This is a genomic window from Streptomyces sp. CB02058 (genome assembly GCF_001905505.1).
In the GTDB taxonomy this organism is placed as follows: domain Bacteria; phylum Actinomycetota; class Actinomycetes; order Streptomycetales; family Streptomycetaceae; genus Streptomyces.
Window position 1 is genome coordinate 48,227 of sequence record NZ_LIPG01000004.1, and the last position, 26,584, is coordinate 74,810.

The 26,584-nt window shown below is 70.2% G+C and carries 23 protein-coding genes; 13 read left to right on the plus strand and 10 right to left on the minus strand.

What is annotated here, in order from left to right; genetic code table 11:
* Positions 1 to 33: 33 nt before the first annotated feature.
* On the minus strand, positions 34 to 1,941 hold the full coding sequence (locus tag AMK10_RS20815) for an acetolactate synthase large subunit (RefSeq protein WP_382564426.1): 1,908 nt from the start codon (positions 1,939 to 1,941) through the stop codon (positions 34 to 36).
* A gap of 746 nt (positions 1,942 to 2,687) precedes the next feature.
* On the opposite strand from AMK10_RS20815, the gene AMK10_RS20820 reads away from it, so the two are divergent.
* A complete protein-coding gene (locus AMK10_RS20820; RefSeq protein WP_073749411.1) occupies positions 2,688 to 3,650 on the plus strand; it encodes an NADP-dependent oxidoreductase in 963 nt (320 codons plus the stop codon).
* A 454-nt stretch (positions 3,651 to 4,104) separates the two neighbouring features.
* Here AMK10_RS20820 and AMK10_RS20825 read toward each other — a convergent pair whose 3' ends face one another.
* From AMK10_RS20825 to AMK10_RS20835, 3 genes are all read right to left on the minus strand, one after another.
* Positions 4,105 to 4,704 (minus strand): hypothetical protein, encoded by a 600-nt coding sequence (locus AMK10_RS20825; protein ID WP_073749412.1) that lies wholly within the window; start codon positions 4,702 to 4,704, stop codon positions 4,105 to 4,107.
* A 491-nt stretch (positions 4,705 to 5,195) separates the two neighbouring features.
* The gene (locus AMK10_RS37720; protein WP_198959759.1) at positions 5,196 to 5,420 is read right to left on the minus strand and encodes a hypothetical protein; all 225 of its coding nucleotides are present in this window, start codon (positions 5,418 to 5,420) and stop codon (positions 5,196 to 5,198) included.
* A gap of 111 nt (positions 5,421 to 5,531) precedes the next feature.
* On the minus strand, positions 5,532 to 6,092 hold the full coding sequence (locus AMK10_RS20835) for a hypothetical protein (RefSeq protein WP_073749413.1): 561 nt from the start codon (positions 6,090 to 6,092) through the stop codon (positions 5,532 to 5,534).
* Positions 6,093 to 6,840: 748 nt separating this feature from the next.
* Here AMK10_RS20835 and AMK10_RS20840 point away from each other — a divergent pair.
* Together AMK10_RS20840 and AMK10_RS20850 are read left to right on the plus strand one after the other, a co-directional pair.
* Positions 6,841 to 7,425 carry a TetR/AcrR family transcriptional regulator gene (locus AMK10_RS20840; protein ID WP_073749414.1) on the plus strand — a complete coding sequence of 195 codons (585 nt, stop codon included), beginning with the start codon at positions 6,841 to 6,843 and terminating at the stop codon, positions 7,423 to 7,425.
* Between the two features lie 507 nt (positions 7,426 to 7,932).
* A complete protein-coding gene (locus AMK10_RS20850; protein ID WP_073749415.1) occupies positions 7,933 to 8,487 on the plus strand; it encodes a hypothetical protein in 555 nt (184 codons plus the stop codon).
* 211 nt (positions 8,488 to 8,698) lie between these two features.
* Here the strand turns inward: AMK10_RS20850 and AMK10_RS20855 are convergent, their stop codons facing one another.
* Together AMK10_RS20855 and AMK10_RS20860 are read right to left on the minus strand one after the other, a co-directional pair.
* Positions 8,699 to 9,727, minus strand: a complete 1,029-nt coding sequence (locus AMK10_RS20855) for a C40 family peptidase (protein ID WP_073749416.1) — start codon at positions 9,725 to 9,727, stop codon at positions 8,699 to 8,701.
* A gap of 760 nt (positions 9,728 to 10,487) precedes the next feature.
* Positions 10,488 to 10,934 (minus strand): hypothetical protein, encoded by a 447-nt coding sequence (locus AMK10_RS20860; protein WP_073749417.1) that lies wholly within the window; start codon positions 10,932 to 10,934, stop codon positions 10,488 to 10,490.
* 365 nt (positions 10,935 to 11,299) lie between these two features.
* Between AMK10_RS20860 and AMK10_RS20865 the strand changes: the two genes are divergently transcribed.
* From AMK10_RS20865 to AMK10_RS20875, 3 genes are all read left to right on the plus strand, one after another.
* On the plus strand, positions 11,300 to 11,995 hold the full coding sequence (locus AMK10_RS20865) for a TetR/AcrR family transcriptional regulator (protein ID WP_073749418.1): 696 nt from the start codon (positions 11,300 to 11,302) through the stop codon (positions 11,993 to 11,995).
* Between the two features lie 225 nt (positions 11,996 to 12,220).
* Complete coding sequence (locus tag AMK10_RS20870; protein ID WP_073749419.1) at positions 12,221 to 13,363, plus strand: FAD-dependent oxidoreductase; 1,143 nt, start codon at positions 12,221 to 12,223, stop codon at positions 13,361 to 13,363.
* A 160-nt stretch (positions 13,364 to 13,523) separates the two neighbouring features.
* Positions 13,524 to 14,072 (plus strand): isochorismatase family protein, encoded by a 549-nt coding sequence (locus AMK10_RS20875; RefSeq protein ID WP_073749420.1) that lies wholly within the window; start codon positions 13,524 to 13,526, stop codon positions 14,070 to 14,072.
* Positions 14,073 to 14,297: 225 nt separating this feature from the next.
* Here the strand turns inward: AMK10_RS20875 and AMK10_RS20880 are convergent, their stop codons facing one another.
* The 3 genes from AMK10_RS20880 to AMK10_RS20890 form a co-directional block, all read right to left on the minus strand.
* Positions 14,298 to 15,038, minus strand: coding sequence for a class I SAM-dependent methyltransferase (locus AMK10_RS20880; RefSeq protein ID WP_073749421.1), 741 nt, complete (start codon positions 15,036 to 15,038; stop codon positions 14,298 to 14,300).
* 222 nt (positions 15,039 to 15,260) lie between these two features.
* Positions 15,261 to 16,634, minus strand: a complete 1,374-nt coding sequence (locus AMK10_RS20885; protein ID WP_073749422.1) for an MFS transporter — start codon at positions 16,632 to 16,634, stop codon at positions 15,261 to 15,263.
* Between the two features lie 252 nt (positions 16,635 to 16,886).
* Complete coding sequence (locus AMK10_RS20890) at positions 16,887 to 17,651, minus strand: helix-turn-helix domain-containing protein (protein ID WP_079180811.1); 765 nt, start codon at positions 17,649 to 17,651, stop codon at positions 16,887 to 16,889.
* 141 nt (positions 17,652 to 17,792) lie between these two features.
* On the opposite strand from AMK10_RS20890, the gene AMK10_RS20895 reads away from it, so the two are divergent.
* The 7 genes from AMK10_RS20895 to AMK10_RS20925 all read left to right on the plus strand — a co-directional run bounded on the left by AMK10_RS20895 (position 17,793) and on the right by AMK10_RS20925 (position 25,205).
* The gene (locus tag AMK10_RS20895) at positions 17,793 to 18,557 is read left to right on the plus strand and encodes an IclR family transcriptional regulator (protein WP_073749423.1); all 765 of its coding nucleotides are present in this window, start codon (positions 17,793 to 17,795) and stop codon (positions 18,555 to 18,557) included.
* 71 nt (positions 18,558 to 18,628) lie between these two features.
* A complete protein-coding gene (locus AMK10_RS20900; RefSeq protein WP_073749424.1) occupies positions 18,629 to 19,453 on the plus strand; it encodes a 2-keto-4-pentenoate hydratase in 825 nt (274 codons plus the stop codon).
* The gene (locus AMK10_RS20905) at positions 19,450 to 20,397 is read left to right on the plus strand and encodes an acetaldehyde dehydrogenase (acetylating) (protein WP_073749425.1); all 948 of its coding nucleotides are present in this window, start codon (positions 19,450 to 19,452) and stop codon (positions 20,395 to 20,397) included. The genes AMK10_RS20900 and AMK10_RS20905 overlap by 4 nt, the downstream gene beginning before the upstream one ends.
* Positions 20,394 to 21,407 carry a 4-hydroxy-2-oxovalerate aldolase gene (gene dmpG, locus AMK10_RS20910; RefSeq protein WP_073749426.1) on the plus strand — a complete coding sequence of 338 codons (1,014 nt, stop codon included), beginning with the start codon at positions 20,394 to 20,396 and terminating at the stop codon, positions 21,405 to 21,407. Before AMK10_RS20905 ends, dmpG begins: the two co-directional genes overlap by 4 nt.
* Positions 21,408 to 21,621: 214 nt before the next feature.
* The gene (locus AMK10_RS20915; protein WP_073749427.1) at positions 21,622 to 22,482 is read left to right on the plus strand and encodes an alpha/beta fold hydrolase; all 861 of its coding nucleotides are present in this window, start codon (positions 21,622 to 21,624) and stop codon (positions 22,480 to 22,482) included.
* A 39-nt stretch (positions 22,483 to 22,521) separates the two neighbouring features.
* Entirely contained in the window at positions 22,522 to 24,264 is a 1,743-nt protein-coding gene (gene mhpA, locus AMK10_RS20920; protein WP_073749428.1) for a bifunctional 3-(3-hydroxy-phenyl)propionate/3-hydroxycinnamic acid hydroxylase MhpA, read from the plus strand.
* Complete coding sequence (locus AMK10_RS20925; protein WP_073749429.1) at positions 24,261 to 25,205, plus strand: 3-carboxyethylcatechol 2,3-dioxygenase; 945 nt, start codon at positions 24,261 to 24,263, stop codon at positions 25,203 to 25,205. The genes mhpA and AMK10_RS20925 overlap by 4 nt, the downstream gene beginning before the upstream one ends.
* Positions 25,206 to 25,680: 475 nt before the next feature.
* Here the strand turns inward: AMK10_RS20925 and AMK10_RS20930 are convergent, their stop codons facing one another.
* A complete protein-coding gene (locus AMK10_RS20930) occupies positions 25,681 to 26,322 on the minus strand; it encodes a maleylpyruvate isomerase N-terminal domain-containing protein (RefSeq protein WP_073749430.1) in 642 nt (213 codons plus the stop codon).
* Positions 26,323 to 26,584 lie beyond the last annotated feature (262 nt).

Genomic DNA, 26,584 nt, shown 5'->3' on the forward strand with positions numbered 1-26,584 from the left:
CACGGCGGGACCCGTTACCGCGGCCACCGCCTGTCAGTCGTCCGGCTGCCCGAAGTCGGGACGCAGGTCGAGAGCGGTCATGATGGCGTCGTTGGACGCCCCGGCCGGGACCATCGGCCAGACCATGGCGTCCTCCTCGACGATGAAGTCGACGACGACGGGCCGGTCGTCGATGGCGTTGGCCCTGCGGATGGTGTCGTCCAGGTCGTCGGCCGACTCGCAGCGCAGTGCGGCGCACCCCAGGGCTTCGGCGAGTTCGACGAAGTCGGGAACGCGGGTGCCGGCGGGAGCCTGGCCAGGACGCTCACGACCAGGAGCCGAGTGGAGGGTGGAGGCGGAGTGGCGCCGGTCGTAGAACATGTTCTGGAGCTGACGGACCATGCCGAGGGCGCCGTTGTTGATGACGGCGACTTTGATCGGAATGCCGTTCAGCGCACACGTGGTCAGTTCCTGGCAGGTCATCTGGAAGCAACCGTCCCCGTCGACGGCCCACACGGTGCTGCCGGGCCGTGCGACCTTCGCACCCATGGCGGCGGGGACGGCGTACCCCATGGTTCCGGCGCCCCCGGAGTTGAGCCAGGTGCGGGGCTTCCCGTGCGGGAGGAAGTGGGCGGCCCACATCTGGTGCTGGCCGACCCCAGCGGTGAAGACCGTTCCCTGGGGAGCCAGTTGGCCGATCCGTTCGATGACGTGCTGCGGTGCGAGCCGGCCGTCGGCGGGCCGGTCGTAGGTGAGGGGGTAGGAAGCGCGGCAGCGGTCCAGTTCCCGCCACCAGCCCGTGTAGCGGGACTCGGCGGCGGCCCCGGTCTCGCCTTCCGCGCGCAGGTGCCGGACCGCCCGGGCAAGATCGGCGATCGCGGTGCGGGCGTCGCTGACGATGGAGACGTCGGCGGCGCGGTTCTTGCCGATCTCCGCGGCGTCGATGTCCACGTGCACGACCTTGGCGTGCGGGGCGAACGTGTCCGGCCTGCCGGTGACCCGGTCGTCGAAGCGGGCCCCGAGAGCCACGATCAGGTCGGCCTTCTGCAACGCGGCCACGGCCGGGACGGACCCGTGCATGCCCGGCATGCCCAGGTGCTGGCGGTGGCCGCCGGGGAACGCGTCCAGCGCCATGAGAGTGGTGGTGACAGGGGCGCCGGTCAACTCGGCGAGCTCGCTCAGCTCCGCGGTCGCGCCGGCTTTGACGACACCGCCGCCGACGTACAGCACGGGCCGTTTGCAGCCGGTGATCAGGCGGGCCGCCGCACGGACCTGCTTGCCGTGCGCCCGGGACAGCGGCGGGGACGCGGGCTCCCACGGCGCCGGGGGGACGAACACGGTGTCCGCCTGCAGGGCGTCCTTGGTGATGTCGACCAGGACGGGGCCGGGCCGCCCGGACGAGGCGAGCCGGAAGGCTTCGGAGATCACACGGGGGATCTCGTCCGCATCGGTCACGTGGAAGCCGTGTTTGGTGACCGGCATCGTGATCCCGACGATGTCGGCTTCCTGGAAGGCGTCCGTGCCGATGAGACCGGATTCGACCTGGCCGGTGATCGCGACCAACGGCACGGAGTCCATGTACGCGTCAAGGAGCGGGGTGACCAGATTGGTGGCACCCGGTCCTGACGTCGCCATACACACCCCGACCCGGCCGGTGGCCTGCGCGTAACCGGTCGCGGCATGGCCCGCACCCTGTTCGTGGCGGACCAGGATGTGGCGCAGACTGCGGGAGTCCAGCATCGGATCGTACGCGGGCAGGATGGCCCCGCCCGGAATGCCGAAGACGACCTCCGCCCCGCACACTTCCAGCGAGCGGATCAACGACTGCGCCCCGGTGACCGGGTCACCCTCGGAAGCGCCGACAGGAGGGGCGGCGGGAGGCGTCGCGGCGGGGGCGTGCGCCGTCGCGGGCGGGATGGACTGGACAGTCCGGTGCTCTGTGGCGTGCTCGGGCATGGGCATTCTCTCTGTTCACTGCTGAGGGCATGGGGACGCGGTACCGGCGCGTGACTGCCCGAGGCGCATTGGGCCGGGGCAACAAAAAAACCCCTCGTGCCGGTGGGCAACCGAGGGGAGCGCGTCGAGCGGTGACCGTGAGGCAGAGGGTCCCGGCTTCAGCCGACGCGCTGTCCAAGTACGAGAATGCGGGTGCGCATGGGGTGGATGTTTCACCGATCCCGCCGGCGCGTCAAGCCGCCGGCTCGCCCGTCTCGGCATGCGAACAGGGGTGTTGTGCGCAACGGCGCACAGCCGGCATGCCCGTCGTGGACAGCCAGCGTCCGGCCAGGGTGCGTTGGGTGTACGCGTTGACACCAACGTCCGGCGTCCGGGGAGTTGGGCTCGCGTGGGTGAGGACATCAGCGCCTCGCCGATTCGGTCAGCGTGCCGGGCTGATGCTGACCTGCGTGTTCGCGGTTACGACGAGGCCGCATCCCGACCGACCGCGAACCCGTGCGGACGGCCGGGACAGCCAAAGCATGCGTGACGCCCGGTCACGACTGAATCGGGCAGTTCACGTTACGGGACGCCCTGGTCGCGGTCACAGAGCCGTGCCCCGCCTCCGGCACGAGCAGGAGGTGGCATGGCTGGAATTGCACGACTGCCGTCTCTCAGGCCACTCACACACATGCGTCCACCCTCGACAGAGTGGTTCCCGCCGGGCCACACCCCGGCAGGAAGACGTACGGAACAGATGTGAGTGAGGAAGCATGAGCGAGCGCCCGATGCGTGCTGTCACCATCAAGGAATTCGGCGGCCCCGAGGTTCTGACGCACGAGGAGATCACCCGGCCTAAGCCGTTGCCCACCGAGGTGCTGGTGCGGGTGCACGCCGCCGGGATCAACCCGGTGGACTGGAAGACCCGCGCCGGTCAGGGCATGGCCGGACTTCAGACAATGCCGCTGGTCCTGGGCTGGGACGTCTCCGGCGTCGTGGAAGAGGTCGGCTTCGGGGTCACCACGCTCGCGCCCGGCGACGAGGTCTACGCCATGCCCTGGTTCCCCCGGCCGGCCGGTGCCTACGCCGAGTACGTCACAGCGCCCTCGCGCCATTTCGCCCGCAAGCCGGCCTCGATCGGTCACGTCGAGGCCGCGGCGCTGCCCCTCGCAGCGCTCACTGCGTGGCAGGCCTTGGTCGACACCGCCCATGTGCAGGCAGGGCAGCGCGTGCTCGTGCACGCCGCGGCGGGCGGCGTCGGTCACCTGGCCGTGCAGTTCGCCAAGCATCTCGGCGCCGAGGTGGTGGCGACCGCCCGCGAACACAGGCACGCCTGGCTCAAGGAACTGGGCGCGGACGAGTTGATCGACTACACCCGGCAGCGGTTCGAGGACGTCACCGGTCACGTCGACGTCGTCATCGACCTGGTCGGCGCGCTGGACGACACCGACGTACGGTCCGTGTCGGTGACCCGTCCCGGCGGCCTGGTCGTCGCGATTCCCGACGGTGTTCCGGAGCGCCTTGCCACGGTCGCCGGCCAGGCCGGGGTGCGCACCAGCCCGTTCCTGGTGGAGCCGGACTCCGCCGCGCTGACGACGATCGCGGGACTGGTCGACTCAGGCAAGGTCCGTATCGAGGTGGAGCGGACCTTCGCATTGGAGGAGGCGGCCGAGGCACACCGACTGGGTGAGACCAACCGCACCCGCGGCAAGCTCGTCCTCACCGTCTCCGACTGACGTTCGCACTCGGACCGGAGCAGCACCATGCACTCCGAGGTCCGAGTGACCGGACTGGACAGAGCCCGTCCGCCCTCGCATCCGTCGGGGGCGGACGGGCTGCGTGGCACCGTCGTACGGTCCGGCCTTCAGCGCGGCAGGCGAGGGGGCAGCCGACAACGTCCCCGGCCGACCGGCTTCAGGCCGGTCCATCGGACCTGCCTGAGGCACCGGACCAGCCCCGGCGTCCTCGCCGTCTTCAGCGACTCGACCGGGCCGCTGCGGGGCCGGCTATGTCTGCCAGGCCCTCGACCACGAACCGCTGCCGAGAACATCGAAGGCACCCGAGCCAAGCTGAAACGCCTGGTCAAACTCGGCACCCTCAACGAAGCCGACACCGGCAGCTTCACGGGTCCCCTGAAGAGTGCACTCGGATGATCCGTCCGGGGGCGTAGTGGCCAAGGGACACCGGCGCTCACCCCCCGGGGTCGGACCAACTCGCCACAAGTGCTGGCCGATCCGGAAAGCGGGGGCCGGGGACCGTCTCCTGGGTGGTCTCACCGTTGAACCAGCACACGTGCACGGGGCCGCCGTCGCCGGTGTCGAACAGGCAGCACACTCCGCCGCTGGCGGCGGCGAGGTCGGTGAACACCTTCCTGACGTTGGTCGACCGCGCGAACATGCGGCTCATCCCCGACGTCGCTGCCCAGCACCTCACCGACGCGTAACCAGGGTGCAGGAAGGACTCGAACCGGATCGTCGCGTAGATGTACCCGACCTGGAGGCGCCCGTCCGCCTCCGGTTCGGGGCCGCCCGTCTCCGCGTACGCACGCAGTGCGTCATCGACGTCGAACATGATGGACGTGTCGAGCTCGAGCGTGCTGCTCGTGGAGCAGTCGACCGGCTCGCTCTTGAAGTGGGACGTGAACGGGAGGACGAGCCGGTCACCACCGGGCAGAGTGAGTTCGAGCGGCGGCACGCGACGGGCCGGTGGTGCCAGCTCGGCCAGATGTGCCAGCACCTTGGCGACGTTGCGGGGACGCAGGTATATGTCGTAGCTGTAGATGAGCCCCATTCTTCTCCCTCTGCCGGGTCTGACCGCACCTTCTCATGATCCGCCTCTGGGGCACCTGCCGGTTTTGGAGAGGCACGCCGATCCGGCACCACAGTGGCTTCCCGCTGCTCCTTGCCTGCGCGGGTTCATCGCACCCGGTCCCCGCTCGCGGACCGGCTGATTCCATGCACACTCACAGACTGTTCCGTTGGCTGAAGCACAGTGGGCGAGGATCGAGCCGCCGCTGCCGGACGGGACGCCGAAGCGGGGTGGCCGGTGGCGTGATCACCGGCAGGTGATCGACGCGATCGCGTTCAAGTACCGCACTGGGGACGCCGTGGATGGACCTGCGAGCACTTGGGCTCGTGGAAGGGCGCCCACAACCGCCCGTGGAGGTGCGCCGCCGACGGCCGCCACGTGGCAGCCCCACCGACTGCCGTCGATCGCCTCTCCCTTCGCGCGCCACGATGACCTCCCCCCCACGGCACGCGCCTGGTACTTGCCCTGGTGGGTCAGCTGCACGCGCCGGTTGACGTCACCGGCGGCGTACAGCCACCCGTCCCCCACCAACTCCCCGTCGTCCGCGACCACACGCGGTGTGTCGTCCACCGGAGCCAGGCACCCGGTTCCAGACCGACGGCGTCCAGACCGACGTCCTGCGTGTGCGGCGTGCGGCCGGTGCCGACGAGGACCTCGTCGGACTCGACGAGGTGACCGGTGGTCAGGGTGATGTGCACCGTGCCGTCGTCGTCACGGTTCCACAGCGCCGGCCTCCCGACCGAAGAGCACCGACACACCGGCCCGGCCCCGCACCGATCACGATGACGTCGTACGTGTCGTCACCCATGTCAGCTCTCCTGGGCGGCGCGCTTCAGGCGCAGGGCCGAGATCAGGAAGAAGATGCCGCCCGGGATGGCATAGCCGACGGCACTGGTCAGCGACGGGTCGTCCGCACCGGCCGATGCGATGAACGACCCTCCGGCCAGGACCGAGATCCCGCCGCTGAGAATCATCGGCCACTGGCCGCCCATCTTGCGGCGGGGAATGGCCACAATCAGCTGGACCAGACCGGCCACGACCGCCCAGGCACCCCAGACGCGCAGCACGGCCGGAATACCCGACGCGCAGGCGACGCCCAGCCCGACAGCCGTGGCAAGGCTGACCGCGATGTTCACGTACAACAGCGTCGGCGATCCCGTGCTGCGCGAGGCCCTCGCGTCATAGATGGCCGCACCCACGTCGAACAGCGGGTACAGCACCAGGAGAACGGCCCCGACCGGGGTGATCTCCTTGGTCATCGTGAACATCACGAGGGCCCAGACGACGGCGAACGCGAACCGGACGAAGTAGAGCCGCCGCAGGGCAGAGGCCGTCCCAGCGGTATCGGACGGAGCAGCAATGGCGCTCACGATGATGCCTTTCAGTGGTGTGTGAAATTGGAAAAGAGAGCGAGTTCAGGGGTTCCTGCACCCGGCCTCCTCGATCAGGCCGGGTGCACATCTCCCGGACCGGCACGATCGCCCGGTTCGGACAGTCGTGGCGGATGACGTCTCAAGCCGGTGCTGGACAGGTCCGCGCCCGCCACCCAGGGAGAATGAACGTTCTGTTCACAGCTTCGCGAGAGCGTCGCCATTTGTCAAGACCGAACGTTCTACCCTCCTCGCGGGTATCTGCACAGCAGTCAGCGGCCCGCAGCAAGCGCCATGACGGCATTCCGCCCAGCCCCGGGCGAGGGGACGATCACTCGACCGACTGGCGCATTCACGCTCAACTCGTCGAGGCGAGCGTTGGGTCCCCTCGGAGAGCCAGCTGAACCGGTGCGCCATGGGTCATTGCGTACCTCCCCCAACCCCCGAGAGAGCTACGTGTCATTCCGGTCGCCCCGCGGACGAACTGGCCGATAATCCAGGGCAGTCGGTGGCTCCACCCGTATCCGCCGACTGCCCGTCAGATCCTCATGGGCGCGGGCGAGGCGGTGTGGCACGGCACGATCACCTGGGAGCTCGGCGGCGGCACCACACCGTCGGGGTCAACCAGCACGCCGCCGGAGCAACAGGGCAGCCTCCGGCAAGGACCGACCGGCAGGCTCTTCTCGGAGCCGGCCGATCGTCATGAGGAGCCAGATCGTTCTCTCTCGCTCTTCGATAACCTGGGCGCATGAGCCAGAGGACCAAAGAAGGCGGCACGTCGGCAGCGCGGGCGCGGCTGCTCAACACAGCGACCAGGATCTTCTACGCGGAGGGGATCCACTCCGTCGGCATCGACCGCATCGTGGCGGAGGCGCAGGTCACCCGTGCCACGATGTACCGCCACTTCACGGGCAAGGAAGACCTCGTCCTCGCCTACCTCCAGCAGGCCGACCGGGACCTCCGGGCGCAGGCCGAGGCGGCCCAGGCGGAGGAGGAGTCGGGGGCCGACAAGGTCCGCGCCGTGTGCCGGACCATCACGGCGGGAATCCGCTCCCCGGGCTTCCGCGGATGCGCCTTCCTCAACGCGGCGGCCGAGTACCCCGACCCGGAGCACCCGGTTCACCAGGCCGTCCTGGCTCACCGGCAGTGGTTCCAGGAGACTGTCACGGAGCTGCTGGCCCAGACCGGCTCCGCGCCTCCCGGACCCGCCGGCCGGCATCTCGTCATGCTGCGGGACGGTGCCATGGCTTGCGGCTGCCTCTCCGACCCCGAACTGGTCTCCGAGACGTTCCTCCAGGGCGTCGAAGGCATTCTCCACGCCCGCGCCGCCTGACCACCATGTCGTCCGGTGCGGCAGCCGGCGCTCCTGGCCTCCCGGGCCCAGTCTCTCGGCCCGCTGCCGGCACCGCGTATCTCCGGGCCCCGTACCGAACGTGCCTGTCAGCGGGCCGACTTGCGTTCCCGCAGCCGTGCGGCACGGATGAGGCGACCGAGCAGTAGCGGAAGCCCCCTCCGTTGGGGAGCACTCCCGTCAGCCCGGTGGGGTCGCTGCTCCTCACGGCTTCGGTGCCGCGCTGGAGAATGGGGGCGGCGACGCCGTGCGCGCCCAGACTGGACGGTCAGCTCGTCCGGGCTCCCGTCGAGTACGTCCGCCGGCCCGGCCAGGACGGACCCGGCCTGCTCCCACGGGTACAGCACCATGCCGGACAGCAGCGTCGGCACGTTGTGCAGACGTACGCGCATCGAGGTGACGACACCAGGGGCACGGCGTGGGCGCGAGCGCGGGCGGGCTGGTCCGCCCCCGGGCTGCGACGGCGCGACGGTGCGAAGGAACAGGGCCATGGCATTGCATGCGCGTGTGACCGAGCTACTGGCGGAAGCCTGCATCCTCGACGTGGACGTCGACGATGCCGTCACGGACGAGCACGTGCGAGCGTCCGCGTGCCGACGCGTCGTGTTGGCGACCGCTGCCTCGGCGGACCGTGACCGAGACCGCGCGATCGTGGCCACGACCCTGCGCGACCCCATGGAAATGGTCTCCAAGACGGCGGCGGTCGCCCTCGTGGACAGCATCGCGATGAAGGTGTCCGGCCCCGCCGACTTCCGACAGTGGTCGGCACAACTGCTGCCGGAGAGCGACCGGCTCAGGGCGGACGGGCACCGTGACCTCATCCATCGCCGCATCCACGACTGGCTGTTCTGCCTGTCCGTCAAGGGAGGCCACGTGCCGACACCGATCCAATTGGTGAGGGTCACGGACTGGATACGGCGCGTTTTGGCACAGGAGGCGGCATCGTCGGCCGCCCTCACTCTGCTCGTCGAGCCGGGCAACACCAGGAAGATCCGAAACATCACGAGGAACAGGGCCGGAAGACTCGGCCTGAGAACGCGATGAGCCGGTGAGGGCGACGGGCGGGCGGGCCGACCGCCCCAGCCACATGAACGCCATCACATCCGATGATCACGTGGAGGAACACCGCCCTCTCTCAGCAGCTCCCGGAACTGCCCACCCCGCGCCGCGGACGCCCGCCGTCACCAGGACAGGACCACCAGCGCCGCGGCCGGAGTGCTGACCGCGCTCGCAGAGTGCAGTCTCTACGGTGTGGTCAGATGCGGACCGCACCGTAGAAACTGCCGATGGTGCTCATCGATTCGATGCGGACGTAGGCGCCCGGGTAGGGGGCGTGCAGGACGTTGCCGCCGCCGGCGTACAGCCCGACGTGCGAGTTGCCACTGAAGAAGACGAGGTCGCCAGGCTTCAGCTGGCTCTGCCCGATGCGGGTGCCCTGGTTGATCTGGGTGTACGTGGTGCGGGTGATCTCGACACCGGCCTGGTGGTACGCCCATTGAGTCAGGCCCGAGCAATCGAACGAGTTGGGGCCCGTGGTGACGGAGTGCGAGTACGGCATTCCGATCCGCGTGCTGGCCGCCTGGAGCGCGGCGGCTCCGAGGCCGGACGCGGCGACCTCGTTGCCGAGGTCGAGCCGCCCACCTGCGTCGCGACTGGCTCGCTGCTCCTTCTCGGCGAGCTCGGCGCGCTCGGCCACGGTCAGGGTGTTCAGCAGTTTCTGGGCGGCGGCGAGCTTGGTCTGGGACGCCTTCTTGTTCTTGCCGAGCTCCTCACGCACCTCGGCGAGTTCGGCGAGCTTGCCCTGGGCTTCCTTACGCTCCTGCGCCAGGGAGCGCTGCTTGGCCTGGATCTTCTGCAGCGACTCGGTCTGCCTGACAGTCAGACCGTCCAGCGCCGACGCCTGGTCGAGGAAGTCGTCCGGGTCCGACGAGAAGAAGAGCTGTATGGAGGGGCTGATGCCTCCCGAGCGGTACTGCGCGGTGGCGATGGAACCGAGTTCGCTCCGCAGCGCGTTCAGCTCGTCCTGCCCGCGCGCAACCTTGTCCTGTACCTCCCCGACCTCCTTCGTGAGCCTGTCCTGCTGCTCCTTCGCTCCGTTGTACTTCTCGCTGGCCTTCTCGGCCTCCGAGTAGAGCTTGTCGACCTTCGCCTTGACCTCGCTCTTGGTCGGCTTGGGGTCGGCGTGGGCTGCCTGGGCGGTCAGGGCGAGCGCAGCGGCGGTGGAGGCGGTGAGCACGGTCACGCGGGCACGGCTCGGCGCTTTGGGACGACGGTGGGACGCCACGGAGGCGAACTCCTTCTCCTCGAGCCGCCCACCGGGGCGCGGAGGAGCTGAATCGCTGGCTCCAGGCACGTCACGGACACGACGGCGTCTTCGCTGCCACCCGGACGGGTGATCGATCGCGCGAAGGTTCGATCGCAAACTTTAGTGATCATTTCGTGATGGAAGCAATTTTCGCCAGGAGAATCGTGAGGTCCGGAGGATTTCTTTACTCGCCACGTACAACGCGTAACGGCTACTTGACAGTTCGCCAGCGTCCGCCGGGTCCGACGCCGCTGCGCGGCCCTGTTCGTGTCTCGAGCCGGCGGTTGTCGTCGTCCCGTCATGGAGGGGACGAGTGAAGTCACCTCCTGGAACGATGACTTGGGTCCGGTGCTCGCTCGGACGGCGGGACCGGGCCCGGTGCGCAGGCGCGAGCACTGAAGTCGTACGCCGGATCCGCACCCGTCACCTGGGCCTCGGGCAGGAGGCGTTCGTCGGCCGCCGCTTCATCGGGAGCAGCCGCCCGACCACTCCGGCTTGGTCCGGGTCTTCACACCGTGGCCACTCCCCCGGAGCCGACGCCCGTCACCGACGCCGACGCCGACGCCGACGGGGCAACGGGGGCTGATCCGCCAGGGATTGCGGGACAGCCCTTGGGTCGGCTCCACCAGTGCGTCACGATGCGAGCTCTTCGACGAACAGCGCGCCTGCGCACCGATGGCCCTGCCTCTGGACAGCGTCGAGCGCCCAGACATGGTCAGGGCCGCCGTCGCCACGCTGCTCACCCGTCCGTCGCGCCCTCTCCGGCTCCCCGGCTCAACCGGGCGGCCAGAAGGACGACGGTCTTCTCCGCCGCCCGCTGTCTGACGAGCCCCTCTTTGGCAGCGCCACGAAGCCAGACCTCCGAGGTGTCTTCATCGGCCCTCAGCACGCGCGCGGTCACCACTACGGGATTCAGACCGCCGGCACCACCGCCGGCGACGATGCGAACGGTTTCATCCTCACCAGGGCGAACCGGCAGGGTCTCGATGACGTGGCCCGCCCTCCCGAGCACGCCGGAGACGCGCTTCACCGCATCGTCGAAGGGCAAGGGAAGAACCAGATCGACCTCGTGGACTTCCTTCCTCATCAGCTTGGCCACCGCCCGGACCAAGCGACCGCCACCCCCACCCACCGCACTGAGAGCGGCAAGCTCCTCAGCCAGGACCTGGTCTTCGTTCCGCTCCACGGACCCACCCTCACAACAGACCTACCGACTACCGGGCCACCACATGGTCCGCCCGGCAGACCATGGTGACGTACGCCGATCAAGGCGTCTTCTGCGGTGTCGCGGTGCACGCCGAGGTCCTCGGTTCGCGGTGGCGGCACCGACCTGTCGGGGAGTGGCGCCGTACGGGGAGGCATCCCGCCACGGGGGAATTCGGTCGTCGGCCCGTGCCGGTCGGAACAGGCGGCCGGATCGGTCGGAACAGGAGGCCGGAGCAACCGCCCTGCGGCTGTCGTCGCTGCCGCTCCTGAAACCGGACATCGCCGCGCGCCTCCGCCCTCCGCGCCAGCTACGCCCATCACGAACGCGTTCGTTACGATCGGCGTATGAACGGGAGAAAAGAGCCGGTCAGCCGGCGCGAGCGTCCGGCCAAGCCCGCCCTGTCCCGGCGCTGGATCGTGGACGCCGCCATGCGGATCATGCGGGCCGACGGGCTGGAGAAGCTCACCATGCGCCGCCTGGCGCAGGAGCTGGACACCGGCCCGGCCTCCTTGTACGTCTACGTCGCCAACACCGCCGAGCTGCATGCCGCCGTCCTGGACGCGCTGCTCGGCGAGGTGGATCTGAGCAGCCGGGACAGCGGTGGCGACTGGCGCGATCAGCTGCGCTCCGTCATGGCGTCGTACACCCTGGTGCTGTTCGAGCACCCTCAGCTCGCCCGGTCCGCACTCGTGGCCAGGCCGAGCGGCGAGAACTACGTGCGGCTGGTGGAACGCGTCCTCGACCTGCTCGCGCGCAGCGGCGCCCCGCGCGCCCAGGTCGCGTGGGGGGTGGACAAGCTGCTCCAGGACGCCACGGCCACCGCCGCGGAACAGTCCGCACACGAGCACGACCCGACCTCCGAGGACGACTGGAACGCCACCGTGCGCGCGCTGCACGCCGTGGACGAGGCCACGCATCCGGCGATCACCGCGCACATGCCGGACCTGATCGGCGGCACCGCCAGAGACCGGCTGCGCTGGAGTTTCGACGTCCTCGTCAACGGCATCACCGGCACTGCGGTACCGCGCCAGGCCGACTGAGTCCTGCCCGGACGGCGTGCGGCGCACGCCGTCCGGGCAGCGCGTAGCCATACGCAACCCTTCGACGAACTTGTTCGCTACGAACATGTTCGTTACGGTGGAAGTGGCCGGAAGGACTGCTGCGGCACCGCCGCGCGACACCGTCCCACCCCCGCGCCGGCACCGGCGGCGACAGCCGCTTCCCCCGTGCGCACCAGCTCCCCCACTCCTGCGAAGAGGTCTCCCATGAGCACCACCCACTTCCCCGTCGCGATCGTCGGCGGCGGCCTCGGCGGTCTGACCGCCGCCCGTGTCCTGCACGTCAACGGCATCGAGTCCGTCATCTTCGACCTGGAGTCGGGCCCGGAAGCCCGCACGCAGGGCGGCATGCTCGACATCCACGAGGAGAACGGGCAGAAGGCGTTGCACGCGGCAGGTCTGCACGGCGCATTCCTCAAGATCGTCCACGAGGGCGGCCAGGCCATGCGCCTACTCGGCCCCGACGGCACCGTCCGTGTGTCCAGCGAGGACGAGGGCGACGGCGACCGCCCCGAGGTCGACCGCGGTGACCTGCGCGACCTGCTGCTGAACTCCCTGCCCGAAGGCACCGTCCACTGGGGCCGCAAGGTCACCGGCGCACGTCCGCTGGGGGACGGCCGCCACGAGGTCTCCTTCACCGACGGGACCGTCATCACGAGCGACCTCCTCATCGGCGCCGACGGCGCCTGGTCCCGCATCCGGCCGCTGCTCTCCGACGCCGAGCCCGCCTACACCGGCATCTCCTTCGTCGAGACCGACCTGTACGAGGCCGACACCCGCCACCCGCGCAGCGCCGCGGTCATCGGCGGCGGATTCTTCATCGCCCTGGGACACGGGAGCGGCCTCCTCGCCCACCGCGAGACCGACGGCAGCCTGCACGTCTACACCGCGCGCAAGGCCGACGAGGGCTGGATCGACACCATCGACTTCAGCGATCCCGTCGCCGCGAAGGCCGCGGTGCTGGCTCACTTCGAGGGATGGGACGAGGACCTGCGCGGCCTGGTCGCCGATGCGGAGACCATCACCCCACGGCGCATCCACGCCCTGCCCGTCGGACACCGCTGGAACCGCGTCCCCGGCGTCACGCTGCTCGGCGACGCCGCCCACGTCATGTCCCCGTTCGCGGGCGAGGGCGCCAACCTGGCGATGTACGACGGCGCGGAGCTGGCCCTCGCCCTCGCCGCCGACCCCGGCGACACCGAGGCTGCTCTGGCCGCCTACGAAGAGGCCCTCTTCCCGCGCAGCGAAGCCTCCGCCGTCGAGTCCGCCGCAAGCCTGGACACCATGTTCGGCGAGGACGGCCTGGAGCAGATGGCCGGGTTCTTCACCTCCGGCCCCGCCGGTCGGTAGAGCCCCCGGCCGACCGCCACCCGGCCCGGCCGACTCCAGCCCTGGAGCAGGAGCGGCGTCCACGCGGCGGGCCGCCCTCGTCTCCGCTCGCGTCCCACGGCGGGAACGATGCCTCGGTACCGCCGGTCGCCACGGCGGAGGGGGCGGCTACGGTTGGCCGATGCCGCCGACCCCGCACCGTGCCGCGCTCCTCGTCATCGACATGCAGAGCAGTTTGAAGCCGATCATGCATCGCCCCGAGCGCACAGTCGCAACCATCGCGGGGCTCAGCTCTCGGGCGCGTACCGCGAAAGTTCCTGTCATCACGGTCCAGCAGCAAGGGTGCGGCGACGCCCTGCCCGGACTGGCCGCGCAGAACGGAGAGCCGGTCGTGACGAAGGCATGCGCCGACGCCTTCCTGGGCACCGACCTCGACGAGATACTGGTCCGGCTCTGCGTGACCGAGGTCCTGGTCACCGGCTTCGCCACTGAGAACTGCGTGGAGACCACTGCCCGCCAGGCCCTCAGCCACGGCTACGACGTGGTGCTGGTGGCGGACGGGCACACCACGTCGGTCCGCCCTGAGCCGACAGACTTCGTCCTTCCCGACCAGTCGATCGCCCATCACAACGAGATCTACCGGCACATCGACTTTCCTGATCGCAGCGTCCGGGTCCTGCCCGCCACACAGATCGACTTCGCGGCGCCGAAGCCGGCACCCGAGGAGTAGGGCCGAGAACGTGCACCCGCAACGCCGTTGCCTTCATCGCGGTCATCTGCCGCCAGGCCATGCCCGGCAGGCGCCGTGAGCGGCCGCAGCCGGGCGGCGGGCCCTACGCGTGCGGTTCAGCCGCCACAGGGCCTTGGGCGACGACCGGTTCCACGGCACCTGCGCGGTACTGCCCGCCGGCGCGGCGTGACTCGGTGCCGGATTCCTCGTGGCGGGCTCCCGACCTTACGGTTTGTGGGTTGTCCAGAGCAGTTCCGCCGGCCAGCGGTGTGCCCAGTCGGGTGGGTCGGTTTCGTTGTAGCCGTTGGGTGTTCCGCGTGCGGGCCGCGGCTCGAGGAGGTCGTCGATGACGAGACCGGCGCCGCGCAGGACCCTGACCCAGTCACCGTAGGAGAGCTGGTAGCTGGTCGCGCCGTCGCCTTCGGCGATGGTGTCCAGCCCGAAGTAGTCCTTCTGCAGCGTCGTGGTCACGCGACCGGCGGCTTCGTCGTAGCAGACTTCGAACCACGGGCTGGCGACGTTGAACACCAGGCGCCCGCCTCTGCCCAGGACCCGTGCCGCCTGCGGGACGACCAGGTGCGGGGGCGCCCAGCTGAGCCCACCGAAGTCGCAGAACACCAGGTCGAAGCTGTCGGCGGCGAAGGGCAGTTGTTCGGCGGCGCCTTGCACCAAGGGATAGCGGGCCGGCCCCATGGCGCGGGTTGCCGCGGCGAGTTGGGCTTCGGACAGGTCGAGCCCGACCACGGTGGCGCCCTCGGCGGCGAGCGCCCTCGACCACTGGCCGGCGCCACAGCCGAGTTCGAGGACGCGCTTGCCGGTGACGTCACCCAGGGCACGCAGGTGCGCGTCGGGGATGGAGTACATGCCCCACAGCCGGGGTGCGGCGCCGATCTGCGGGTCGTGCGCGTGCTGGTAGGTGCTGCTGATCTCGTTCCAGAGCCGCCGGTTGGCGGGGATGCTGTCCACGTACCGACTCCAGCACTGCCCGCCGGGGGCGGTCAACACGATGGGGGCACCGGCCGGGCCACGTCCCGGTCAGGGGACGCCGGGAAGGTGCGTTCCGGCGACTGTGCTTTCTCCGTACCAAGTCGAGGCGGACGGCGTGAGCGCGGGCAACCGCGACAACAGGACCCCTGTGCTGCTCGGTTCTTGCGCACCCGGGCAACCAGGGATCCTGCCGTCCCGCACCTACCGCCGGAGAACCGCGTCCTGCCTTTCCCGCACTTGCCCCTCACCCGAGCCGGTGATGTCGGCACGGTGTGACTCCCGGGTCAGCGCGATCGCCGCGGCGCTGATCAGACAGACGGCGATCAGGTAGAGGCTGACCGGGCCCGAGTGGGTGCCGCCACCCGCTCCGGCGAGCAGGCTGCTCGCGATCAGGGGCGCTGTGCCCGCGCCCAGCGTGGACGCGAGCTGATAGCCGAGCGAGGCGCCCGTGTAGCGGGCGCGGGTGCCGAACATCTCGCTGACGAACGCCGCCATCGGTCCGTACATCGACGCCTGCAGGATCGGGTTGCCGATGATGTACGCCGTGAACAGGAGCGCTACGGAACCGCTGTTGACCAGTGCGAACAGCGGGAACGCGGCCGCAGCCGTGACGAGTGCGCCGGCGATCATGACGGGGCGGCGGCCCACCCGGTCCGAGAGGATCGCGAACGCCGGGATCGTGAAGATGTGCAGTGCCGACGAGACGGTCTGGGCAAGAAGCACGGTCGAACGTTCGAAACCGACACCGGTGGCATAGGTGAGCATGAAGGTGGCGAGCAGCGACTGGAGAACGAGTGCCGCGCAGCCGCCGAGGCAGGAGAGGAGGATGTTCTTCCGGTACCGGCGCAGCACGGTGAGCAGGGGCGCCTCCTGCTTGACCGGCTCGCTCCGGGCCGCCTCCTCCTCTGCCCTGCGCTGTGCCTCGGCGAACACCGGGCTCTCGGTGACCTTCATCCGGATGAACAGGCCGACCGCCATGAGCAGCAGGCTGAGCAGGAAGGGCACCCGCCAGCCCCAGGCCATGAACTCGTCTTCGGGCAGCGCCGAGAAGGCGGCGAAGACAGCGGTGGCGAGCACTGCGCCCGCCGGGCCGCCCATGTTCGCGAACGAGGCCATCAGGCCACGCCGTTCGGTACTCGCGTGCTCCATGGCCATGAGGGCGGCGCCGCCCCATTCACCGCCGACCGCGATGCCCTGGACCAAGCGGCAGGTGACGAGCAGCAGCGGCGCCCAGATGCCGACGCTCTCGTAGGTGGGCAGCAGGCCGATGGCGAAGCTGGCGATCGCCATCAAGGTCATGGTCAGGACCAGCATGGACTTGCGGCCGACGCGGTCGCCGAAGTGGCCGAAGACGATGCCGCCCAGGGGGCGCGCGACATAGCCGACGGCGAGGGTGGCGAAGGCGGCGACGGTGCCGGCGAGTGGGTCCAGGTCGGTGAAGAAGAGCTCGTTGAAGACGAGCGAGGCGGCGGCGCCGTAGAGCAGGAAGTCGTAGAACTCGATGGCGCTCCCGACAAAGCTGGACAGGGCGATTCGCCGTGACTCGGCGCGGCGCGCAGCGTCGCTGATGGGCATCTGCCACTCCGGGGGTTCGGTGCGCTGCGGAGGCCCGGGCACACGGGCGGCGGCCGGATCGGCGCGGCCACCACTCACTTCGTGTGCATTTTCCGCACAAGCGCATGTAGATAGCGAACACCATGCGGGCGCCCGGGAAGAGGTGTCAAGAGCCACCGGAATGATCGATCAAAGCGCTTCGACGCACGCGGAAAGGGCCCCCACGTCGACGTGGGGGCCCCATGGTCTGCGCGCACGGCGCCGTGACGCGGCTCAGCCGAGCGCCGAGATCTCCTCGGCGATCGCCCGCATCGTCGGCACGGAGCCCTCGGCCACGTCCTGTCGCGAGGTGATGAGGTTGACGCACATCTGCAGCGCCGCGTCGGCGAGCCTCAGGGGCACGGCGACGCCGTACGCGCCGGGCTCGACCTGGCCGAAGGTCTGCGCGTACCCCTGCTCACGGGCCTGCACGACCTCGGGCGACTCGCCCCGCGCGGGTGGACGCAGTGCCGCGAGGGCCAGGCCCGCGGCGCCGGTCCCGACGGGGTGGCGGCTGCCGACCCGGTAGCTGAGGTGGTAGTCGACGGACAGCGGTTCGACCACGGCGACGGCGACGGCCTCCTCGCCCTCCGCCGCGATGAGCGCGAGCGTGGCTCCGAGTTCGTCGGCCGTGCGGCGCAGCACCGGCAGGGCGGCCTCGCGGACACCCGCCGCGTATCCGCGCGCGAGGGTGACCGTGCCGGAGCCGGCCCGGTAGCGGCCGTCGGCGGCCTTCACGACCAGGTGGTGCTCGGCGAGGGTGACCAGGATGCGGTAGGCGATGGTGCGGTGCACGCCGAGGCGCTGCGCGAGATCCTGAACGGCGAGTCCCTGCGGCTGCCGGGCGACCAGTTCGAGGGCGTGCAGCCCCCGTGCGAGTGTCTGCGAGCCGACGGCCGGCCCCTTCGCCTCGCGCGCCCTGCCGGACCCCTGGCCCTCACCCGTGACCCCGTCAACCGGCGCACCGCGTGTGTCCGCCCCCGCCTGCTCGTCGTTCATCCGCCCAGTCTACGTGCACGGTGGTGACACAGCGTCACCCCCTGGCGCGCCGGGACATTCCCGTACAGTCGACCGCGTCGCGCGCCGGGCAACGGCCCGAGAACAGCGGAAACGCGTCCGACACCCGGGAAGGAGGCTCCCTTGAGCGACGAGGCGCCGAGCGGTGTCCTGGCCAAGGCCCTCACCGTGCTGCAGGCCTTCACCGTCGAGGACACCACGCTCGGTTTCGCCGAGCTGCAGCGGCGCACGGACTTCGCCAAGAGCACCTTGCACCGGGTCCTCGGCGATCTGGTGGCCGCCCGGCTCCTCGACCGTGTCGAGGGGCGCTACCGGCTGTCCGGACTCGTCTTCGAGCTGGGCATGCGGGCGTCGGTCGAGCGCGGTCTGCTCGAAGTGGCCACGCCGTTCCTGGAGGACCTGTTCGTTCGCACCCATGAGCTGGTCCACCTCGGCACACGCGAGGGCACGGAGGTGGTCTACGTCGCCAAGATGGGCGGCCACCAGCAGGCCGACTCCCCCTCGCGGCTGGGCGGGCGCATGCCGCTGCACGCGACGGCGATCGGCAAGGTGCTGCTGGCCCACGCCCCGCCCGAGGTGCGCGAGGCCGCGCTGGGCGGGCCCCTCGTGCGCAAGGCGCCGCGGACCATCACCAACGTCGACGTCCTGACGCGGCAGCTGTCCGACGTGGTCACCAAGGGCGTGGCCTTCGAGTACGAGGAGTCGGCGGTCGGCATCGTCTGCGTCGCGGCCGGGATCTTCGGCCCGTCGGACGAGATCGTGGCGGCGGTCAGTGTCACCGGCCCGGTGCACCGGTTCCAGCCGGCCCGGCACGCCACCAGCGTGCGCGCGGCGGCGGCGGGCATCTCGGCGACCCTGGGCCGCCGCGCGGAGCTGCGCAGACACTGATTCGGCGAATAGTTCCGCCGGACGGAACTCGCCGCTGGGCCCTGAGCGCTCCCCGTGTTCAAGCTGAGGGCATGAACGAGACTCCCCCCGGCGACGCCGCCGTGGCACAGGCGGCACAGCGGCTGCTCGACGCCGCCGCCGATCACGTGCCCTGCCCCCCGGTGCGCGACCTGATCGGCAGCGATGACGTCAAGGCGGCTTACGCCGTCCAGGAGCTGCTGACCGCGCGCCGCCTCGAAGCGGGCGGCCGGGTCACCGGCCGCAAGATCGGCCTCACCTCGCCCGCCGTGCAGAAGCAGCTGGGCGTGGACCAACCGGACTTCGGGGTGCTGTTCGCCGACATGAGTGTCGACGACGGCGGCTCGGTGCCGGTCGACGGGCTGCTCCAGCCGAAGGTCGAGGCGGAGATCGCGTTCGTCCTGGGCGCGGACCTGGCCGAGGGTCCCCTGGACGACGCGCAGATCCGGGCCGCCGTGGCCTACGCGGTGCCGGCGCTGGAGATCGTGGACAGCCGGATCGCCGGTTGGGACATCACCTTCGGTGACACGGTCGCAGACAACGGCTCCTCCGCGCTCTACGTGCTCGGCTCCCCGGCCGAGCCGCTCGCCGGGTTCGAGCCGGCCGAGGCCGAAATGACCATGAAGCGGCACGACGAGACCGTCTCCAGCGGCAACGGCGCGGCCTGCCTCGGCGACCCGCTGACCGCGCTCGCCTGGCTGGCCCGGACCGCCCGCGAGTTCGGCGATCCGCTGCGCGCCGGCCAGGTCGTGCTCTCCGGCGCGCTCGGCCCGATGGTGCCCGCAGCGGCCGGCGACGCGTTCATCGCCGACATCGGCGGACTGGGCTCCGTCTCCGTCCGCTTCCACGCCTCCAGCACTGAAGGAGCCTCCGCATGAAGACCAAGGTCGCCGTCATCGGCTCGGGCAACATCGGCACCGACCTGATGATCAAGGTGCTTCGGCTCTCGGACACCCTGGAGATGGGTGCGATGGTCGGCATCGACCCCGCGTCCGACGGCCTCGCCCGCGCCGAGCGGCTCGGGGTGCCGGTGACCGCCGAGGGTGTGCGGGGTCTGATCGCGATGGACGGCTTCGAGGACATCAGGATCGTCTTCGACGCGACGTCCGCGAAGGCGCACGTCGCCAACGCCGCCGCGCTCGCCCCCTACGGCAAGCAGCTCGTCGACCTCACCCCCGCCGCCATCGGCCCGATGGTGGTCCCGGCGGTCAACCTCGACGCCCATGTCGGCGCGGACAACGTGAACATGGTGACCTGCGGCGGCCAGGCCACCATCCCGATCGTCGCGGCGATCGCCTCGGTGTCGCCCGTCCCGTACGCGGAGATCGTCGCATCGATCGCGTCGAAGAGCGCGGGTCCCGGCACCCGCGCGAACATCGACGAGTTCACCGAGACGACCAGTCACGCCATCGAGACGGTCGGCGGCGCCGACCGGGGCAAGGCCGTCATCGTCCTCAACCCGGCGGAGCCTCCGCTGATCATGCGGGACACGGTGCTCGCGCTGGTGAACGCACCCGAAGAGGCCGCCCACGATGCCATCCGCGCAGCCATCGCCGAGCGCGTCGAGGAGGTCTCGGCGTACGTGACGGGCTACCGCCTCAAGCAGCGGGTGCAGATCACGCCGGTCCCCGCCGACCAGCCGGTGCACACCCTCACCAAGGCCCCGGTCACCCACCAGGTGTCCGTCTTCCTCGAGGTCGAGGGGGCCGCTCACTACCTGCCCGCGTACGCGGGCAACCTCGACATCATGACCAGCGCGGCCCTGCGGATGGCCGAGGCCATGGCCGTCCGCGCCACCGCACTCCAGGGAGCCGACGCATGACCGCCGAGAAGCTGTTCATCCAGGACGTCACCCTGCGCGACGGGATGCACGCCATCCGGCACCGCATCGAGCCGCAGCAGGTCGGAAAGATCGTGGCGGCCCTCGACGCGGCCGGCGTCGACGGCATCGAGGTGTCCCACGGCGACGGGCTCGCGGGCGGCTCCCTCAACTACGGCCCCGGCAGCCACACCGACTGGGAGTGGATCGAGACGGCGGCCGCGCACATCGAGAACGCGCGCCTGACCACCCTGCTGCTGCCCGGCATCGGCACCATCGCGGAGCTCAAGCAGGCGTACGCGCTCGGGGTGCGCTCGGTGCGGGTGGCCACGCACTGCACCGAGGCCGACGTGTCCGCCCAGCACATCGCCACCGCACGCGAGCTGGGTATGGACGTCTCCGGCTTCCTGATGATGAGCCACATGGCCGACGCCAGGACGCTCGCCCGCCAGGCGGCACTCATGGAGTCCTACGGCGCGCACTGCGTCTACGTCACCGACTCCGGCGGCCGCCTCATGATGGACGGCGTCCGTGAGCGGATGCGCGCCTACCGCGATGTACTGGACCCCGCCACCGAGATCGGCATCCACGCCCACGAGAACCTCTCCCTCGCCGTCGCGAACTCCATGGTCGCCGTCGAGGAGGGCGTCACCCGCGTCGACGCCTCGCTCGCCGGCCAGGGTGCGGGCGCCGGCAACTGCCCCATCGAACCGTTCGTCGCCGTCGCGAACCTCAACGGCTGGAAGCACGGCTGCGATCTGTTCGCCCTGCAGGACGCGGCCGAGGAGCTGGTCCGGCCCCTGCAGGACCGCCCGGTGCGCGTGGACCGCGAGACCCTCACGCTCGGCTACGCCGGGGTCTACGGTTCCTTCCTGCGGCACGCGGAGGCCGCCGCCGAGCGCTACGGCATCGACGTCCGCACCATCCTCGTCGAGGTCGGCAGGCGAGGCCTGGTCGGCGGCCAGGAGGACATGATCGTCGACGTGGCTCTGGGGCTCGCGCAGGCGAGCTGACATCCCGCACGGGACAGGGCCGGGAGGGCATCAGCTCCCGGCCCCGCTCGGCATGCCCGCAGGTCGGCCCCACCCTTGCCGCCGGCCCCGTCCGATGCCGGGCGACGTGATCGAACACCCCTTGACAATCGTGTCGGGCGGGCGTTCCATCATGATGACTGGCGTGTAAATAACGATCGCACGTGTGCATATAAAGAACGAGGAGTCGGGTCACATGTCCCTCACCAAGGAAGCCGCGTCCCGCGACATCACCCTTCCGTCGGGTCTGCGCATGCGGTACTACGAGGCCGGAACGGCGGGCACCACGCCGGTCGTGCTGCTGCACGGCTCGGGCCCCGGCGCGACGGGATGGTCGAACTTCTCGGGCAACATCGGCGCCGTCGCCGAGGCCGGATTCCATGTCATCGCCCCCGACATGCCGGGCTGGGGCGACTCCGACGCCCAGGCCACCAAGGACATGGACCACGACGCCACCCTCGTGGAGTTCCTCGACGCGCTCGGCTTCGCCGAGGCCGCCCTCGTCGGCAACTCGATGGGCGCGCACACGGCGGTCCGCTTCGCCACCCTGCACCCCGATCGCATCACCCACCTGGTGACGATGGGCGCCTCGCTCGGCCGCGGCCCCGCCTCCCTCTTCGGCCCCGGCGACGGCCCCAGCGAGGGCCTGAAGGTCCTGGTCGAGGCGTACAAGGACGCGAGCCCGCAGAACATGAAGGCGCTCGTCGAGATCATGACCTACGACAAGGCGCGCTTCGCGACCCCGGAGCTGACCCGGGCCCGCTCGGAAGCGGCCCTCGCCCGCCCCGACCACCTGAAGAACTACGTCGAGGGCCTCGCGCACGGCGCCCCCATCCCCGTCAAGGTGGACCGGGACAAGATCCCCGGCATCCGGACGCCCACCCTGCTGATCCACGGCAAGGACGACCGCGTACTGCACTACGAGACCAGCCTGCGGCTCCTGGCCGACATCCCCGACTCCCGTCTCGTGCTGCTCAACCGGTGCGGCCACTGGGCGATGATCGAGCACGCCGCCGAGTTCAACCGCCTCGTCATCGACTTCCTGTCGCACAACTGAACCGGCATCGACCGTTTACCGAATCGATCGGAACACCCCATGACCAACTTCGACACCGACGTCGTCGTCATCGGAGCCGGGCCCGTCGGCCTCACCCTCGCCAACCTCCTCGGCATACGGGGCCACCGGGCCGCCGTCCTGGAAGCCCGCGACGAACTGATCGACTACCCTCGCGGCGTCGGCCTCGACGACGAGTCGATCCGCACCCTGCACACCGCGGGCCTGTGGGAGCGGATTCAGCCGTTCACCGTCCCGCACCACGTGGTGCGCCTGGTCAACGGCACCGGCCGGGTCCTCGCCACCAACAACCCGCGCACACAGGAGTTCGGCTATCCGCGCAAGCACGGCTTCGTGCAGCCGCTGGTCGACAAGGAACTCGCCGAGGGACTCGCCCGGTTCCCGGACACCGAACTGCGCTTCGGGCACAAGGTCGTCGGCCTCGAGGACCTCGGTGACGGCGTCCGCGTCACCGCCCGACGGCTCGGCGCCGACGGCAAGGAGACCGAGACGGTCGCCCTCACCGCCCGGTACGCCGTCGGCTGTGAAGGAGGCAGCTCCTTCACCCGCAAGTGGATGGGCGTGCGCTTCGAGGGGGACTCGCCGTCGACCCGCTGGGTGGTCGTCGACGTGGCGAACGATCCGATCGGCACCCCCTCGGTCTACCTCGGCGCCGATCCGCGCCGCCCGTACGTGTCCATCGGCCTGCCGCAAGGCATCCGCCGCTGGGAGTTCATGCTCCACGACGACGAGCCGACCGAACGCTGCGACGACCCGGCGTTCATGCGCCGCCTGCTCAGCCGGCACGTGCCCGACCCGTCGGCGCTCCAGATCATCAACCAGCGCACCTTCACCCACCACGGCCGCGTGGCCTCCGACTTCCGCAAGGGCCGCGTCTTCGTCGCCGGCGACGCCGCACACCTGATGCCGGTCTGGCTCGGTCAGGGCTGGAACTCCGGCATTCGTGACGCGACGAACCTGGCGTGGAAGCTCAGCGCCGTCCTCGCCGACGAGGCCACCGACGCGCTCCTCGACACGTACACCGAGGAACGCCGCAAGCACGCCTCCGACATGATCGATGTGAACATGGCGGCCGGCACGGTCATGAAGATGGGCCGCTTCGGCGGCGCCGTACGTGACGCCGCCGCGTCCGCGCTCAACCTCGTGCCGAAGTGGAAGTCGTACTTCACCGAGCTGCGGTTCAAGCCCATGCCGCGCTACGCCGCCGGGGTCGTGGTCGACCAGGCGACGCTCACGCCGGGCCGGGCGCGGGCCGGCTTCAAGCGGGGCGGAGGGCCGGCCTCGTTCATCGACTCGGCCGGCGCCCTCTCGCCGGTGGGGCTTCAGTTCATCCAGCCGCGGGTCAACACGGCCGATGCGATGGACGTGTTGCTGGACGAGGTCACCGGCGACTGGTGGACGCTCGCCACCTGGGGCACCGACCCCACCGCGTATCTCACCGCGGACGACCTCGCCCTCGTCCGCCGCCACCGGATGAAGCTCGTGTCCTTCATGCCGGAGACCCAGCGCCCCTGGGCGGAGAAGCGGTTCGCGAACTCGCCGGCACCCGTCACCGTGGCCGGGGACGTGACCGGCGCCCTCAAGAACTGGTTCGACGTCCGCGCCTGCGGCCTGGTCGTGCTGCGCCCCGACCATTTCGTGGCCGCCGCCTCCCTCACCCATCAGGCGCCGCGCGTCCTCGCCGCGCTACGCGCAGCGGCATCGCTCACCACCGAACCCGTCGCCGCACATGCCCCGCCGCCCCTGGAAGGAGCCTCGGCATGACCGTCGCCCTCGTCACCATGTCGCACAGCCCACTGCTCGAGTACGCCGACCCGCCCGCGGAGGTGAAGGACGCGGTGCAGGGCGCTTTCTCAGCCGCCCGCACCTTCGTCAGGGAGTACGACCCCACCCTGGTCGTCTCCTTCGCGCCCGACCACTACAACGGCTTCTTCTACGATCTGATGCCGCCGTTCTGCATCGGCTACGAAGCTCTCGGCGTCGGCGATTACGGCACGGCCGAGGGCCCACTGAACGTACCGACCCGACGCGCCGAGGAACTCGCCCAGTGGGTGGCCGAGCACGACATCGACGTGGCCGTCTCCCGCCGCATGGAGGTCGACCACGGGGCGATCCAGCCGCTGGAGATCCTCCTCGGCGGCATCGGGACCGTTCCGACCATCCCGGTCTTCGTCAACGGCGTGGCCAAGCCCTTCGTGCGGATGCGCCGGGTACGGCAGCTCGGCGAGGCCATCGGCGGATACCTCGCCTCGCTGGAGAACGAGCGCATCCTCGTCATCGGCTCCGGCGGCCTCTCCCACGACCCGCCGGTCCCCCAGTGGGCCACCGCCGACGACGCCGCCCGCGCGCTGCTGCTCAACGGCCGCCATCCCACGGCGGCGGCCCGCGACGCCCGCCAGCAGCGGGTCATCGACACGGCGAAGGCGTTCGCGGCGGGCACGGCCCCGATCCAGGACCTGAACCCCGACTGGGACACCGCCCTGATGGCGACGCTCTCCTCCGGCGACCTCTCCCCCATCGACGCCATGACACCGGAGCAGATGGCGAAGGACGCGGGTAACTCCGCCCACGAGGTACGCACGTGGGTCGCCGCCTTCGCGGCCCTCGGCGCGGCGGGCCCCTACGACGTGACGTACTCCTTCTACCGGCCCATCAAGGAGTACATCGCAGGATTCGGTGTGATGGTTGCCCGCACCGCGGTCTGAGCGGCCGTCGCAGTGGCACCGGATCCAGGCCCGTGGGATGCGCCGGCCCCCGGAACGGTGAGCGGGGTGGCGGCCCGGCCACGCCGCGGTCGCGGCGCCTGGGTGGGCTCTGCCTCCGTGCTCGGTGTCGGGCCCGGATGCCGCGTTCTCGTGCGCGAGACAATCACACGATCGGAAAGCCGAGTTGAACTGGTCCGGCGCGGACGCGTAGAACTGCGACGGCAGGGCCTCCTGGACAACTCGGTTCGGATCGCGCCTCCGAGCTGCCAAGGGGCCGTGCCTTCACGCGTCCATCGCCGGAAGGTCACCTCACGTCTGTCGCCGGAAGGTCACCCCAGCAGGAAACCCGTTCGACTCGCACGTTCCGTCATCGGTCCAGATACAGTTCACGCCGCTGTCATCACTGACCGGAGCTGCAGCTCCGGGAGAACAAGGCCTCGGCGCAAGCCCTTCAAGTCCGGACGTCAACCGCCGCTTACAGCACGCGCAAGGACTGGTCGGCGTCACGTTCACGCCTGGCGAGCGCATGCAGCACAGCCTGATCGCCGTGCCGGTCACGGGCGGCTGCGACAAGGACGTCGACTGCAATGGCGAGGGTGGTCCCGGGCGTCCGGTTCGGAGCGCCTACGCTCAGAGCCAGGTCATCAAGGTGCACCGCCAACTCGACGCATCGGGTTTGGAGGTAGCCATCGAGCAGCATTTCCTCTCCAGGCCGGTGGAGGACTGCCACTCGCCGATCGGCCGGCTCTCGCTCCAGCCGTTGTGCCAGCCTTTGCCATGCAGCGCGCGTCTGCTCAGCCACGGCGGCGGGGCCGGCGGTTGCCGTCTCCTCGCTCCGCGCACGCACGCCGACGTTGAGTGCGGAGTCGGGCACAGACGTGCCGACGAGCCGCGCGTAGTAGCGCACTGGCGATACTGGATCGGCGCCGACCGTCTCTCCATCGAGAAACCATTCGACCTGCAGGACGCTGCGCGCAAGGTGACCACCCAGTCCACCCACCGTCATCCCCGGCAGTACTGACTCCTCGTCCCAGCGACGTGCCACCTCTTCCGTGGCCAGCAGGTGCACAGCCCGCTCGGCGCCCAGCAGGTATGCCTTGCGTATCTCCTCAGTCATGCGGGGCATCCTGCCCGCACCAGAATCGTCACACCCGAGCCGTCCATATGATGGAACCATTGACCAATATATGGACAGGCAATCGATGGGCCAAGCCCCGTCGTTGGCTGTGAGGAACCGGAGCGCATCGACCATGCGCGCCCAGCCAAGGATCACCCAGCGGGGTGACTGCGTCGGCGGGAACAGTTCGCGAGCAGAGCGTGCAGACGTGGGCGGCTGCGTCCAGCGCGTCGCCGCGGCGGCAGGTGTCCAGCGGCACCGG